Source organism: Siminovitchia thermophila (genome assembly GCF_016909185.1).
Lineage (GTDB): Bacteria > Bacillota > Bacilli > Bacillales > Bacillaceae_C > Siminovitchia > Siminovitchia thermophila.
Genome location: NZ_JAFBFH010000004.1, coordinates 203,090 through 216,299 on the forward strand (window position 1 = coordinate 203,090; position 13,210 = coordinate 216,299).

Here is a 13,210-nt window from a genome sequence, read left to right on the forward strand (position 1 = left end):
TTATTCAGTACCTTTCATATCTTCGACGTTATCCGTTCCAAGCTCCTGGTACGCCCGGTAGGCAAGCACGAGGAAAAAGGCTGTAACACCGAAGCTAATGACGATTGCAGTTAAAATCAATGCCTGCGGAACAGGGTCTGTATAAAATAAAGCATTCTCCCCCAGCAACGGGACCGTTCCACGCTTCAGGCCAGCCATCGTCAGCAGCATCAAATGGGCGCCGTGGCTTAATAGGCCGGTACCGATGATAATGCGGAGCAGGCTTTTGGACAGCATCAAATAGACAGCACATGCAAATAAAAGACCAATTAAAATAGACATCAAAACTTCCATTATTCGTTCTCTCCTATCGTTTGAATAATGGTCATCGTTGTTCCAACAACGACTAAATAAACTCCTATATCGAACAAAACAGCGGTGTGCAAATGGGTTTCTCCCAAAATAGGCAATGTAAAGATATCATGGGCGTGGGTCAGAAAAGGAACATCAAATACAAGAGACCCTAGCCCTGTACCAACGGCAAATAAAAGACCGACAGCTATTAAAATTTTATAGTCGATCGGCAGGCTGCCTGCCACAGTTTTTAGATCATAAGCGAGCAACAAAAGTACGATTGCTCCAGACGTTAATAATCCTCCGACGAACCCTCCACCCGGATTGTTGTGACCGGCAAAGAAAATATGGAGGGCGAACATGAAAATCATGAATGAAACGATTTTCGTCACTGTTTGCAATATGAGGTCGTTCGTTTTTCTCATCCGTCTTGCCTCCTTGATAAGCGAAGCTTGATCATCCCGAATATGCCCAACGCAGCAATGCCTAGAACGGCTATTTCAAACATTGTATCAAAACCCCTGAAATCAACAAGAATAACGTTGACCATGTTGGCACCGCCGGCTTGTTCCTTCGTATTTTCAATATAATATTGAGCAATGGAGTCAAAGAGTTTATTGTTGTGCGCAGATAAAGCGATCAGCGTAACCACAACTCCGACACCGAGAGATACGACAGCGCTCGCCATTTTAAATCGAATGCGCTCTTCTTTGCGGCTCATTTTAGGCAAGTGATAAAAAGCGAGCAGGAAAAGGGCGACGGAAACAGTCTCGATGACAAGCTGTGTCAAAGCAAGATCCGGGGCTCTGAATAAAACGAAAAACAAGGCCACAGTATAACCGACTGCACCCAATGCAATGATGGATGTCAAGCGCGACTTGGCAAACAGAATGGTAATGCTGGCAACCGTAATAATGATGGCCAAAACGATTTCATAAACACCGATTGGAGCCAAGTTGGACAACTCGAAGGAAACCGCTTTTTTCTCTATCATTGAATAAGAAAGAATGCCGATAAACGCTATGAATATATAAATCATATAGGAACGGATGGATCCATTCATGTAGGCATTTGTCATATTTTTTGAGATTTTTTCAGTCCGAACAAGTCCTTGATCATATAAAGCATTCAATGAAAGCTTTTTTGGAAAAATATTGTAAATGTGTTTCCATTTCGGCAAAAATACATATAGGAATAATCCGACAACGACGACAGCAATTGTCATATATAATTCCGCCGAAAAGCCGTGCCACATAGTAATGTTGACGTTAAATGCCTGTCCTGCTTCAGCAAATGCGGGCATGATGGCATCAGCCGCGGGCTCAATGATAGAAGCTGAAAGGATATTTGGAAACAGTCCAAACACAATGACCAGCGCAGCTAAAATGATCGGGGATAAGAGCATGCCGAGCGGAGCTTCGTGCGGTTTCTTTTCCCATTTTTGCGCCGGCTGTTTTCCTGTAAAAGTTTTAAAAAGCAAAATCATACTGTAAATAAAGGTGAATACACTTCCGACCCAAGCCAAAACAGGGAATAAAACGCCATAAGTTTCCAAGTTGAATATATCTAAAGAAAGAACATTCACCATCGCTGCAAAAAACATTTCCTTGCTTAAAAATCCGTTAAATGGCGGGAGTCCGGCCATAGAAAATGTACCAATAAGAGCGATAGTAAAGGTGATCGGCATAAGATGCATTAAACCGCCAAGATGTCGGATATCTCTGGTCCCGGTTTCATGATCGACAATTCCCGCCACCATAAACAAACTTCCTTTAAAGGTGGCATGGTTAATGAGGTGGAATACAGCTGCTACAGTTGCCGCCATATAAATATTGTCGTTCAACTGTGTGTAGTGTAAGGCAGCAGCTCCGATACCAAGCAGGGACATGATCAAACCAAGCTGGCTCACTGTAGAGAATGCCAAAATGGCTTTTAAATCTGTTTGCTTGACCGCATTGAATGAAGCCCAGACCAGTGTGATAATGCCGAATATGGATACAAGCCAAAACCAAGTCCCTTCCTCTGCGAACACGGGGCTCATTCTGGCAACAAGGTATATCCCTGCCTTTACCATTGTCGCTGAATGCAGATAGGCGCTTACAGGAGTAGGCGCTTCCATTGCATCAGGCAACCAAATATGAAACGGGAATTGGGCAGATTTCGTAAAAGCACCAAGCAAAACGAGAATGAGTGCGGGAATAAAAAAGGGATCCCCTGTCATGTCGCCGGCCTGAGAAATGATCTCTCTAATGCTGAAGGACCCTGTCATGAAATAGAGAAGTAAAAATCCCCCAAGCATGGCCAGACCGCCAAAAACAGTAATGAGCATAGACTTTTGGGCACCGTATCGAGAACGTTCCCGATGATACCAATAACCGATTAAGAGAAAGGAAGAAAATGAAGTCAGCTCCCAAAATGTGTAGAGAACAATTAAATTATCCGATAAAACGACACCAAGCATCGCACCCATAAACATGAGCAAGTAGACATAAAAGCTTCCGAGGTTTTCTTTTGCTTTCGATAGATAAAAAATCGAATACAAAACGACTAAAGATCCGATTCCTGTAATAAGAAGTGCAAAAAGCAGCCCGAGCCCGTCTACATAAGCTGTAAAATCAATTCCCAACGATGGAATCCAATTCACTGTTTCCTGGATGGCTCCTTGATTTTTGACTGCAGGAAGAAAGCGAAGAAAATAGGCAAATAGTATTGCAGGCAAAATGAGGACAAACCAACCGGTATGAACTGCTTTTATTTTTTTATAAAAAAAAGGAACAAAAAAAGCGAGTATGAACGGGGCAATAATCGCCAAGTGCAATAGTGACAAAATGTTACCCTCCTATCCAAATGATTCTTGCATTCCGACTAAAGAGATTATAGCCTAGTTGAAGCAAAGTTTCATGGAGGTATTTCTTGAAACTGGAATTTGCTTCAGAAGTTATTAAATAGGTAGGAATAGATAAAACCCTGGAAAAATGTCATAAAATGTTCACAAATAAAAAAGGAAAAAATCCGGAGCTACTCCGGATTTTCACTTCATTTTGAATGCGTACTATCCAACATTTCTTTAAATCGTGATTCTTTTTGTTTCATACTCCACCATAGCATCGCAAAACCAAAGAGGAACAGGCTCCCCGTGACGTAAAACACGGTTGAAATGTCAAATTGAGCTGAAATAATACCACCGAGAAGAGGACCTGCTACATTGCCAAGAAAGCGGAAGCTTTGGTTGTAGCCAAGAATTTCACCTTGCAGTTCAAGAGGAGATTCCATCCTGATATGGGCGGTAATACACGGCAGCATTCCCCCGACTGCCATGCCAAACAGGAAACGGAGAAAGACAAGTTGCCAAAGAGCCGTTACAAGCGCTTGCGGCACAATCAATATGGCAGCGAGCACCAGCAGAATCATTAACACTTTGTCATGCCCGATACGATCCCCCAGGTCGCCCCACTTTCTGGTAAGAAGCAGGTTTCCAAACCCTGTTGCAGAAAAAGCGAGGCCCGAAAGAAAAGCAAGGTTACTTCCGGTGGTCAATTCACTGACATATAAGGCAAGGAGCGGCTGAATGCTGAACAGACCTACTTGAATGATAAAAGCAATTGCCATGACGCTAAGGAGCATGCGCCGAGATATAATCATTCGCATGACGTCTATTCTTGACGGCTGGGTTTTCTTTTTTTCACCAGGGGCCAGTGGCTTTTCAACGATGCCAAGGATGACAACAATCGTTGCAATAACAATGGAAACAGAAGTAATGACAAACGTATATTGGAAACCGAATGAATCGGCCATGAGCCCTCCGATGACAGGTCCAAACAATGTGCCCGACACGGTTCCCATTTGAAGCGTTCCGAGGACTTTTCCAACTTCTTTCTTAGAGGTTTGTTTAGAAATAAGTGCGGTAGAAGTTGGGATAAAGCCCGTGACAATTCCCATGATCAATCGCAACAAAAAAAGCCCATGTACGTGATCCATGAACCCCATCAAGAAAATGCTCGTCGCTATACCTAAACCATTCATCACAAGAATCGGCTTAAAGCCGTACTTATCACCAATTCGTCCCCAAACGGGAGACATCAGAAAGGCAGTTACGAAAGTTACTCCAAAGATAAAGCCCGCCCAGCGCTGTATATATTCATCACTAAAGTGTCCAAAAGTACTGATATACAAGGAAATGAAAGGCAGAACCATTGTCATGCTGGCGGCCACAAGAAAGTTGCAAACCACCATGATCAATAAATTCCGTTTTTCATAATCGATAAAAAACACCTTCTTAAATTTTTGTTTCGCTATCCTAAATATTATTATATACGAAAACACTTACTTTTCAATTGATTGGCACTGTCCCATGGCGCAAGACCAAACAGTGTGGGTGCAGCTTTTCAGCCAACGCAGTATCTTTGCATTAGTGACGTATTGAACAATCCCTAACTTCGAAAAAAGTTGTACGGGAGAGGAGAAATTCTTCCTCTCAATTAAGGCGTTGAAGTTATGACTCAAGTCTCCTACAATGCCACATCCGTTCCTTCCTTATTTATAGTTTGTCCGGTGGAGCTGGCGGCCACAAGAGTTCTTGCCGGCGACGGTGTTAAGCGGTGACACCTTGTAACTGAAGGCGCTCTAATAATCTTGATGGCGGGGAGTCCAAACATCGGCATTGTCCGGGTGAAGGGAAGATTCCTAGCGAATCGTTCTTGATTCTGTTGTTTCGTCTGTCTCAGTGCTTCATGTTTGGCGGTGGGGAGCCAAGCTCCGCACTTTGGGAACTGGAAGCTTTATTCATGAAGTGATATGCCGACAAGTGTTCTTTTCTCATGTTCCTTAGTTTGACTAGTGCATTTTGTTTGGCGGTGGGGAGCCAAGCTCCGCACTTCGGGAACCGGAAGTTTTATTCATGAAGTGATATGCCGACAAGTGTTCTTGATCCTGTTCTTTCAATCACATTGTGTTTTCGATGAAAAGCCTGTTTTTGGAAAACGTGAAAAAGCCGAACCCTTGCATGATTCAGCTTTTTCGAAGAGCCGGAAATTCAATGGAATACATCAGTTCATAGTCTTTCATTGATTCATACAACATTTCCAGGCTCCGGGAGCAGTATGGGTCCTCTGGTTTTGCGGAAAGTTCATCATATAGTTTCTGGACGGATTCGAGTAAACTTTTTTTGTAGTTTGGGACAGGGCCTTCAAAAGGACGGACCATATTGGCGGGAACATTTGTCTGTTCGCGGTAGGCGAGCGCTTTTCTACCGGGAAAGAAAGGAACGTCTGCCTGCCTCGGGTTATGAAGGTCTCCCTGTATCGGATGTTTTAAAACTGCCATGATGCGGACAGTATAAGTGTCGGGATTGATAGCCGTAATCTCACCGATATAAGTACCTGTTTTCTTGAATGCTTTTACAATTTGACCGATTTCCATAGTAATCACCTCTTAACCATCATTATGGATGAGAATGCAGAAAAATGAAAGAAGGATGATTTTTTATAGAGATTACTGTAAAGTATGTTTTGAGGTTTATCTTCGTTTGAAAATAATGAATCCTGAACAGACAAGGAGATGCAGAATATGGGAGAACAGACAATGTACCCGCAGCTATCAACTGAAACAGTGGAAAACGAAAAAATTGTTCAAATGAATACGTCTTTAGGAGCTATAAAATTGAAGTTATTTCCCGAACACGCTCCGAAAACGGTCGAAAATTTTATGACACATAGCAAAAATAATTATTATAACGGGATTATTTTTCACCGCGTAATCAAAGACTTTATGGTGCAAGGCGGGGACCCGACCGGAACAGGCATGGGTGGCGAAAGCATTTACGGAGCCCCTTTTGAAGACGAATTTTCGCGTGAACTGTTTCATTTGCGCGGGGCACTTTCCATGGCCAATGCCGGTCCCAATACGAACGGTAGCCAGTTTTTCATCGTTCAAAACAGTCATATGGATGCCGGAATGAAAGGGCAGATGGAAAATGCCGGCTTTCCGAAAGAGATTGTGGAGGCGTATATGGAGTCAGGTGGAACACCGCACCTGGACTTTAGGCATACAGTGTTTGGACAAGTAATTGAGGGCATGGAAGTTGTCGATAAAATTGCCAATGCTGAAACGGGTATGGCGGACAAGCCAGTAGAAGACATTACGATCGAAAGCATTGATATTATTAAGGAATAAGAGAAAAGCCACGGCTTTTTAATCGGAGCGATGCTCTCGACCCCGTTTTTATGGGCGAGCATCGCTCTTCCTATGTATTAACGAAATGATGGAGGAAGGCTTGGGTCATGTAGCTCAGGCCGAATGAAATACCCGCGTATAGCCGGAAATACCCGCGCATAGGCGAAAATACCCGCGCATAGCCGGAAATACCCGCGTATAGCAGAAAATACCCGCGTATAGGCGAAAATACCCGCGTATAACCAGGAAATCCCTTCAGCTGAACGATATGCATGCGTACAAATAAATGTAACATTGATGACGGTCCGTTTTTCACGATGGTATTGATAATCGTCACTATTTCGGCATTGGAACGGCTTGTGGAAACTTGCTATAATGGATGTATATCCAATGAGGAAAGGATGCGTCTCTCATGTTATCGATCGTAGATTCTTTTATGATATATATGCCATTTTTATATTTTCCGGAAGATAAGTCAGAGTATATTCCGGCAGCAATTTCAATGGCAATCTTTGGAGCCGCATGTGTCCTGACTTTTATATTTATTAAAAGGGTTTCTAAAAAGCAGGAGCTTAAAACGAAAGAAATTGAAGAACGCATTAATCGGGAACGAAACAGCAAGCACGTTTAAGGCACCTTTGTAAGGGTGCTTTTTATTTAGGGGAAAAATTTATAATATTCCGACAAAATCAAGGGTGTGCCGGTGCAGAGGATGCGACGGACAAGAAGCTTTTTCAGTAAAGTTGCCAGCAGAAAAGCATGAGCTTTTTAAAGGTTTCGTCCTAGTGGCCACCGCTGTCCAAAAGGAAAAAGCATTATTGCCCTAAAGCCAAATGAGCTCTATTAAAACTTTCCATTCTAGTGTCGCCATTGTCATAAAAGGAAAAAGCAATATTGCCCTAAAGCCAAACGAGCTCTATTAAAATTTTCCATTCTAGTGTCGCCATTGTCATAAAGGAAAGAGAAATATTGCCCTAAAGCCAAACGACCTCTATTAAAGCTTTCTATTCTTGCGCCACCACCATCGTGCTAAAGGGAGTAAAGTATTGCCCGCAGGAAAGAGTGAGTATGAGGCCGGTGTCTGTTTGCCGGACTAGCTGGGAAGTCATGATGCTATGTTCATCTTGAGGCAAAATTGTATGGCATTCTATTACGGTCTTCCATTTGGTGCGATGCTTGCTGGAGATCAAGACGGAGTCCACTTTACTGTTAGTATGAAATGAGTATTCAATGCGCACTCACATCCTCTCGCTAGCGTCTGGAATAAACCCGCAATTTCATGGTTACAATGGGATAAGAAAGGAGCGGGGATGGGATGAATATTCAAAAGCTCGGGATTGTGACCGTTTTATTTCTTGTCGGTTGTACGGGGAATCCTCCTACGAAATTTGATGTAGACGTGAAAAACCCGGATGGCGATTCACTGGGAAAAATTACTTTTGAAGAAAAAGCAGATGGCATGCATTTAAAAGGGGATTTACAGGGCTTGCCTCCCGGTGAGCTTGCGATGCATATTCACGATCGCGGCAAATGCGAGCCGCCTGATTTCATTTCGGCAGGCAATCATTTCAATCCAGATAAAAAAGAACACGGGTTATTAAATGCGAAGGGCCCGCATGCAGGGGATTTGCCTAATATTACCGTCGATGAAGACGGAAAGGCCAAGGTCAAGATAACGGCAACAGGGATTACCTTTAAGGAAAGCAAGACCTCTCTGTATACAAATAAGGGAACGTCACTTGTTATCCATGAAAAAGCTGACGACGGAATGTCACAACCGGCGGGAGATTCAGGGGCAAGGATTGCTTGTGGGGAAATTACGAAAGACCGAAAGCCGGCAAAATAAAAGAGAGAACGAGTTGTTTTTACGTTCTCTCTAGACAGAGCCCTTATGTAAGGGCTAATCTTAATCGGTTCATGCCTTCCTTAACTATGTCTCTCGGGCAGGCGACATTCATGCGCACAAATCCTTCTCCGCCGGGTCCGTATCCGTCTCCAAAGTTCAAAGCAAGCTTGCCTTTTTCCAAAAGGCGCTTTTTCAATTCCGCATCTGGTAATCCCATTTTTCTGCAGTCGATCCAAACCAAATACGTTCCCTCCGGCTCAATCACGGACAGTTCTGGCAGATTCTTTGCCACTTCCTCTTTCACAACTTCGATATTGCCGCGAATATAGTTCATCGCGTCATCCAGCCAGCTTTTTCCATGGGTATAAGCAGCTTCCATCGCAATTTGCCCGAATGTGTTGAGAAAGGAGAAGCCATCTTTGGCTTGGGCGGCCGCCATTTTTTTTCTTAAGTCAGGGTTCGGAATTACCATGAATGAAGCCTGTAATCCAGCCAGGTTGAATGTCTTCGATGGAGCCATGAAAGTCAGGGTCATATCCGCTATCGAATTGTCCAATGTCGCAAGCGGGACATGTTTATATGGTGGAGCTACGAGATCGGCATGTATTTCATCTGCCGCAATCACCACACCATATTTACGGCACAGTCTGGCCATTTCAGAAAGCTCATCCCTAGTCCACACCCTGCCGGCAGGATTATGCGGGCTACTGAGCAAGAATAGCTTCACTCCGGCTTTTAACTTTTCTTCGAAGTCGGCAAAGTCAATTTCATAGCGGTTATTTTTCAATAACAACTGCGAGTTGCACACGATCCGCTCGTTTCTTTCAATTGTATGAAAAAAAGGGGTGTAAACAGGGGATTGTAACAGCACTTTGTCTCCCGGTTCCGTAAATGTTTGAATCGCCATGCGTAAAGATGGAATAACACCGGGACTGAATAAAATCCATTCTGAAGAAACGTCCCATCCATGCTGGTGTTTTAACCAATCGATGATTGCCTCATACGTACTGTCAGTAGCAATGGTGTATCCGAAAACCCCATGTTCGACTCTTTTTTCCAATGCTTGCAACACAGCCATGGGTGGGGTAAAATCCATGTCTGCTACCCACATCGGGAGTAAATCTTCTTTTCCAAAGACTTCTTTCAACCCGTCCCATTTCAGCGCCTGGGTATTTTTGCGGTTTATGTATTTGTCAAAATCAACCATACCAGTATTGCCCTCCCCTTATCACAGTATCCAGATTCCTTGTAGCCCCCATTATAATTCATTGCGGGAAAAAATTGTTAGGTATTTAAAAATTTGCGGATTTGTTCGTATACTTTCTGGGGCTTCTCTTCCGGAAGTAGATGACCGGTGTTTTTTAGCACAACGAGTTGGCTGTTCGGCAAATCTTGTACAAGTCTTTCCCCAATTTGAAGCGGAACGATCCGGTCGTGCTCCCCCCAAATCAGAAGGCAGGGCGTTTGGATTTTTCGCAAACACTCTTCGGGAAGGTCTCCTTCTCTGTGCCGAATCATTCGCGCGAGTGCGGAAAATATTCGCGAATCCTCAAACTGTTCCGCATATCCCTGAATCATTGTGCGGTCAATTAAAGACTGGTCATATACAACATTTTTTAAATTTCCAATAACGCCGGTTCTACCTAAATAATGTTTTACGAATTGCGAAAAGAATGGAAGGTAAGATGCCAGCACATGGTGTTTCTTGGCTCGTTTATAGTAGCTGGAACTGGCCAACAGTATCGCTTTTTTAATTTTCTCGGGATGATGGAGCATCATGTTCAAGGCAATTTGCCCTCCCATGGAATGCCCGGTAAGAGAAAAAGTTCTGATTCCGAGAGTGTCTGTCAGCTGTAGCACGGTTTCAGCAATATTTTTGTAAGAGTAGAAGTATTTTTTAGATTTGTCGCTTTTGCCAAATGGGGGCATGTCGACGCAAATGACGTGATAATCGTTCGTTAAATAAGGTATAAGCTTTCTAAAGCTGAATGAAGAGGACAAAAAACCGTGGAGCATGACAAGTGTTTGCCTTTGTTCCATGTTTTTGCTTTCCTCATAATAAATGCGGAATCCGTTTATTTCCGCCGTTTTTCCAATTAAGTTGGTACCCACGGACATCCCTCCTTTTTAAGCTTAAATCAAACATTCATTGCCTTGTCAATAAAAAAATCCGTGACCTGTACACAGGCCACGAAAATCAAAAAAGGGGGAATACTGGAATGTCTTACAATAAAAGTATTACCGAAAATATGGCTTTTAAAACTTCGATTTTATTTTTTTTGTAAAACAGCGGCATCGCTTTTCCACTTGGGTCGGAGGACCATATTCCCCAAAACAGCCGATTGATTTCAGTCGTGTTTCATGTTATTATTCTTTATTGCGTTAATCAAAGGATAAAATTCAATTATATTTAGGAGTGTTTCCATGGCAACTCAATACAAGCAAGGCGACATACTGACGGGAAAAGTAACGGGTATCAAGCCGTACGGGGCCTTTGTCGCGCTTGATGATGAAACCCAGGGTCTCGTTCACATTTCCGAAATTAAACACGGATTTGTAAAGGATATCCATGACGTTTTGCATATCGGTGACGAAGTAAAGGTAAAAGTGCTGCAAATCGATGAGGAAAAAGGAAAAGTCAGCCTTTCCATCCGTGCGCTTGAAAAAGAAAACGCTCCACAAAAACAAACAAAAGCCCGCAGGCGGCAAGGAAGTATCCAGCTGGATCATGCAGGCGAGGAAGGCTTTAATACGTTAAAAGCCAAATTGAAAGAGTGGATAGAAAAGTCCGAAAGGGAGGATTTGATTAAAAAGTAAGCAAAAGCTGATTCCAAGCTGAATCAGCTTTTCTTCTTTTTATCAAGCAGGCCGAGTTTCCGAATTCGGTATTGCAAGTTTTGCCTGCTCATTTTTAATGATTCAGCCGTTTTTGTAATATTATGATCGTGTAACTTTAAAGCTTTTTGCAAGTAGTAAACTTCCGCTTCTGTCATATACTCATCAAACGGTTTTATGTCCTTCCCTCTTTGAACGAGAAGTGCATCCGCCTTTTCAAACGTTTTTTTTCGAAATAAGGATGGCAGATGGCTTACGGCTAATTGTTTTGCATCATCCGCATTTTTAATTGCCGATTCAATAACATATTTTAACTCTCGCACATTCCCGGGCCATTCATACTGAGAAAAAAGCTCAAAGACTCCGTTTGAAATGGATTGTACAGAAGCGCCAAGCAGCTCATTATATTCGTTTAGAAATTGATGAGCCAAGAGCGGCACGTCTTCCAACCTGCTTTTTAACGCCGGGATGAAAATGGCGGCACCTGCCAGTTCGTAATAAAGGTTTTTCATTAGTTTACCATCTGCTGCCGCATCTATTGGATCGAGGCATGTTGCAAAAATCAGGCGCGGCAAGGCTTTTTCTGATGATTGTTTTCTATCACGGATGATATGAAGGAGCCTTTGCTGAAGCGGGATAGACAAGGCTGTCAGCTCATCAAAAAAAATGGTTCCAATGTTCGGATCGTTCAATATCCCGCCATCACGCATGCCAAACAACATTTCTTCCAATTGCCTGTTTTCATAGGAGATGCAACTTAATAGATAAAAGGGTTTTCCGGATACTTCGCTGTCATGATGTATGCAGTGGGCAAATGTTTCTTTACCGGTGCCAGCTTCTCCACTGATCAGGACGGGGAAGGTTGTGCCGGCCATTTTTTTTGCTTGATGTACCGCACTGACAAACTCGGGATGCTCTCCTGCAAGGTCTAAAAATGCACAACCGATCTGTATGTCTCTTTGCAGATGGTTTTGTACAACCTGCTCCAGTCTCGTTACATCCTTTGCTATTTCAATTGCGCCAATGATTTCCCCGTTGTGGAACACTGGGTGAGAGTCGTTGATCGTATTAATTTCTTCCCCTTTTATATTGATGTATTTTTGCCGCCTGTTGCATTCGGGCTTTTTTGTCCGCAACACTTTTAAAAGAGTACTTTCCTCATCATAAAATTGAAAAACATCCATAATGTTTTTATCCAATAAGTCTTCCAATTCCATTCCTTCGATTTCTCTCATTTTTCGATTATAAATGATCGTTTTTCCTTCAAGATCAACAGCATGTACGCCCGCATCGATGTTTTCCAGAACAGCGTTATATAAATGTAAAAGCATCTTTTGATCCATCTTCAAGATTCCCCTTTAAAAAAATACTTGAATTTTGTTGAATTATTTTGCATTATTATATACAGATACAACTTATTAATGCAAATTTTTTTTGCGTTTAATAAGTTGTTGTGAAAGGAAAAATAATAACAAGGGAGGATATGAAATGATTGAATACAAACATGAACCATTCACGGATTTTTCAAAAGAGGAAAACAAGAAAGCGTTTCAAGCGGGAATGGAGCTTGTAGAAAGCTATCTTGGCCAGGATTATCCATTAATCATCGGCGGTGAACGGATCGAAACGGAAGAAAAAATCACTTCGGTTAACCCCGCGAACAAAGTGGAAGTTGTCGGCCGCGTATCTAAAGCGAACCGGGAATTGGCGGAGCGCGCCATGAACAGTGCGCTGGAAGCCTTTGAGTCGTGGAAAAAAGTAAAGCCGGAAGTCAGGGCAGACGTTCTTTTTAAAGCCGCGGCCATTGTCCGCCGCCGGAAGCATGAATTTTCCGCCTTGCTTGTGAAAGAAGCGGGAAAGCCGTGGAAAGAAGCCGATGCCGATACGGCAGAAGGCATTGATTTCTTGGAATACTACGGCCGGCAAATGCTGGAGCTCAAAGACGGCAAAAAAGTGCAAAGCCGTCCGGGGGAATATAACCGCTATGATTATATCCCGCTTGGCGTCGGCGTCGTTATTTCTCCG

13 protein-coding genes are annotated in these 13,210 nt (G+C 43.0%); 5 read left to right on the forward strand and 8 right to left on the reverse strand.

Features of this window, described 5'->3' with window-relative positions:
• From JOC94_RS04710 to JOC94_RS04730, 5 genes are all read right to left on the reverse strand, one after another.
• The gene (locus tag JOC94_RS04710) at nucleotides 1–333 is read right to left on the reverse strand and encodes a Na(+)/H(+) antiporter subunit C (RefSeq protein ID WP_077111152.1); all 333 of its coding nucleotides are present in this window, start codon (nucleotides 331–333) and stop codon (nucleotides 1–3) included.
• A complete protein-coding gene (locus JOC94_RS04715) occupies nucleotides 333–758 on the reverse strand; it encodes a Na(+)/H(+) antiporter subunit B (protein ID WP_077111153.1) in 426 nt (141 codons plus the stop codon). The genes JOC94_RS04710 and JOC94_RS04715 overlap by 1 nt, the downstream gene beginning before the upstream one ends.
• Nucleotides 755–3,160 (reverse strand): Na+/H+ antiporter subunit A, encoded by a 2,406-nt coding sequence (locus JOC94_RS04720; RefSeq protein ID WP_077111154.1) that lies wholly within the window; start codon nucleotides 3,158–3,160, stop codon nucleotides 755–757. Before JOC94_RS04720 ends, JOC94_RS04715 begins: the two co-directional genes overlap by 4 nt.
• Before the next feature lie 209 nt (nucleotides 3,161–3,369).
• Nucleotides 3,370–4,596: an MFS transporter gene (locus JOC94_RS04725; RefSeq protein ID WP_139345607.1), complete on the reverse strand. Its 1,227-nt coding sequence runs from the start codon at nucleotides 4,594–4,596 to the stop codon at nucleotides 3,370–3,372.
• A 744-nt stretch (nucleotides 4,597–5,340) separates the two neighbouring features.
• Nucleotides 5,341–5,751, reverse strand: a complete 411-nt coding sequence (locus tag JOC94_RS04730; RefSeq protein WP_077111155.1) for a kinase-associated lipoprotein B — start codon at nucleotides 5,749–5,751, stop codon at nucleotides 5,341–5,343.
• A gap of 147 nt (nucleotides 5,752–5,898) precedes the next feature.
• Between JOC94_RS04730 and JOC94_RS04735 the strand changes: the two genes are divergently transcribed.
• The 3 genes from JOC94_RS04735 (at nucleotide 5,899) to JOC94_RS04745 (ending at nucleotide 8,350) form a co-directional block, all read left to right on the forward strand.
• Nucleotides 5,899–6,504 carry a peptidylprolyl isomerase gene (locus tag JOC94_RS04735; protein WP_077111156.1) on the forward strand — a complete coding sequence of 202 codons (606 nt, stop codon included), beginning with the start codon at nucleotides 5,899–5,901 and terminating at the stop codon, nucleotides 6,502–6,504.
• Between the two features lie 412 nt (nucleotides 6,505–6,916).
• Nucleotides 6,917–7,135, forward strand: coding sequence for a hypothetical protein (locus JOC94_RS04740; RefSeq protein WP_083717414.1), 219 nt, complete (start codon nucleotides 6,917–6,919; stop codon nucleotides 7,133–7,135).
• A 684-nt stretch (nucleotides 7,136–7,819) separates the two neighbouring features.
• Nucleotides 7,820–8,350: a superoxide dismutase family protein gene (locus JOC94_RS04745; RefSeq protein WP_171973866.1), complete on the forward strand. Its 531-nt coding sequence runs from the start codon at nucleotides 7,820–7,822 to the stop codon at nucleotides 8,348–8,350.
• A gap of 43 nt (nucleotides 8,351–8,393) precedes the next feature.
• Here the strand turns inward: JOC94_RS04745 and JOC94_RS04750 are convergent, their stop codons facing one another.
• Together JOC94_RS04750 and JOC94_RS04755 are read right to left on the reverse strand one after the other, a co-directional pair.
• Nucleotides 8,394–9,557, reverse strand: a complete 1,164-nt coding sequence (locus JOC94_RS04750) for a MalY/PatB family protein (RefSeq protein WP_077111157.1) — start codon at nucleotides 9,555–9,557, stop codon at nucleotides 8,394–8,396.
• Between the two features lie 77 nt (nucleotides 9,558–9,634).
• A complete protein-coding gene (locus JOC94_RS04755; protein ID WP_253191870.1) occupies nucleotides 9,635–10,462 on the reverse strand; it encodes an alpha/beta fold hydrolase in 828 nt (275 codons plus the stop codon).
• Between the two features lie 312 nt (nucleotides 10,463–10,774).
• Between JOC94_RS04755 and yugI the strand changes: the two genes are divergently transcribed.
• A complete protein-coding gene (yugI, locus tag JOC94_RS04760; RefSeq protein ID WP_077111159.1) occupies nucleotides 10,775–11,167 on the forward strand; it encodes a S1 domain-containing post-transcriptional regulator GSP13 in 393 nt (130 codons plus the stop codon).
• A gap of 23 nt (nucleotides 11,168–11,190) precedes the next feature.
• Here yugI and JOC94_RS04765 read toward each other — a convergent pair whose 3' ends face one another.
• Nucleotides 11,191–12,528 (reverse strand): sigma 54-interacting transcriptional regulator, encoded by a 1,338-nt coding sequence (locus JOC94_RS04765; protein WP_077111160.1) that lies wholly within the window; start codon nucleotides 12,526–12,528, stop codon nucleotides 11,191–11,193.
• A 145-nt stretch (nucleotides 12,529–12,673) separates the two neighbouring features.
• Here JOC94_RS04765 and JOC94_RS04770 point away from each other — a divergent pair.
• The coding region (locus tag JOC94_RS04770; RefSeq protein WP_205178784.1) for an aldehyde dehydrogenase family protein at nucleotides 12,674–13,210 on the forward strand (537 nt) is incomplete at its 3' end.

Bases quoted from the DNA above. Each gene is read 5' to 3' on its own strand.
- JOC94_RS04710 (WP_077111152.1), bottom strand. From the start codon at position 333: ATGGAAGTTTTGATGTCTATTTTAATTGGTCTTTTATTTGCATGTGCT.
- JOC94_RS04715 (WP_077111153.1), bottom strand. From the start codon at position 758: ATGAGAAAAACGAACGACCTCATATTGCAAACAGTGACGAAAATCGTT.
- JOC94_RS04730 (WP_077111155.1), bottom strand. From the start codon at position 5,751: ATGGAAATCGGTCAAATTGTAAAAGCATTCAAGAAAACAGGTACTTAT.
- JOC94_RS04735 (WP_077111156.1), top strand. From the start codon at position 5,899: ATGGGAGAACAGACAATGTACCCGCAGCTATCAACTGAAACAGTGGAA.
- JOC94_RS04740 (WP_083717414.1), top strand. From the start codon at position 6,917: ATGTTATCGATCGTAGATTCTTTTATGATATATATGCCATTTTTATAT.
- JOC94_RS04745 (WP_171973866.1), top strand. From the start codon at position 7,820: ATGAATATTCAAAAGCTCGGGATTGTGACCGTTTTATTTCTTGTCGGT.
- JOC94_RS04750 (WP_077111157.1), bottom strand. From the start codon at position 9,557: ATGGTTGATTTTGACAAATACATAAACCGCAAAAATACCCAGGCGCTG.
- yugI (WP_077111159.1), top strand. From the start codon at position 10,775: ATGGCAACTCAATACAAGCAAGGCGACATACTGACGGGAAAAGTAACG.
- JOC94_RS04765 (WP_077111160.1), bottom strand. From the start codon at position 12,528: ATGGATCAAAAGATGCTTTTACATTTATATAACGCTGTTCTGGAAAAC.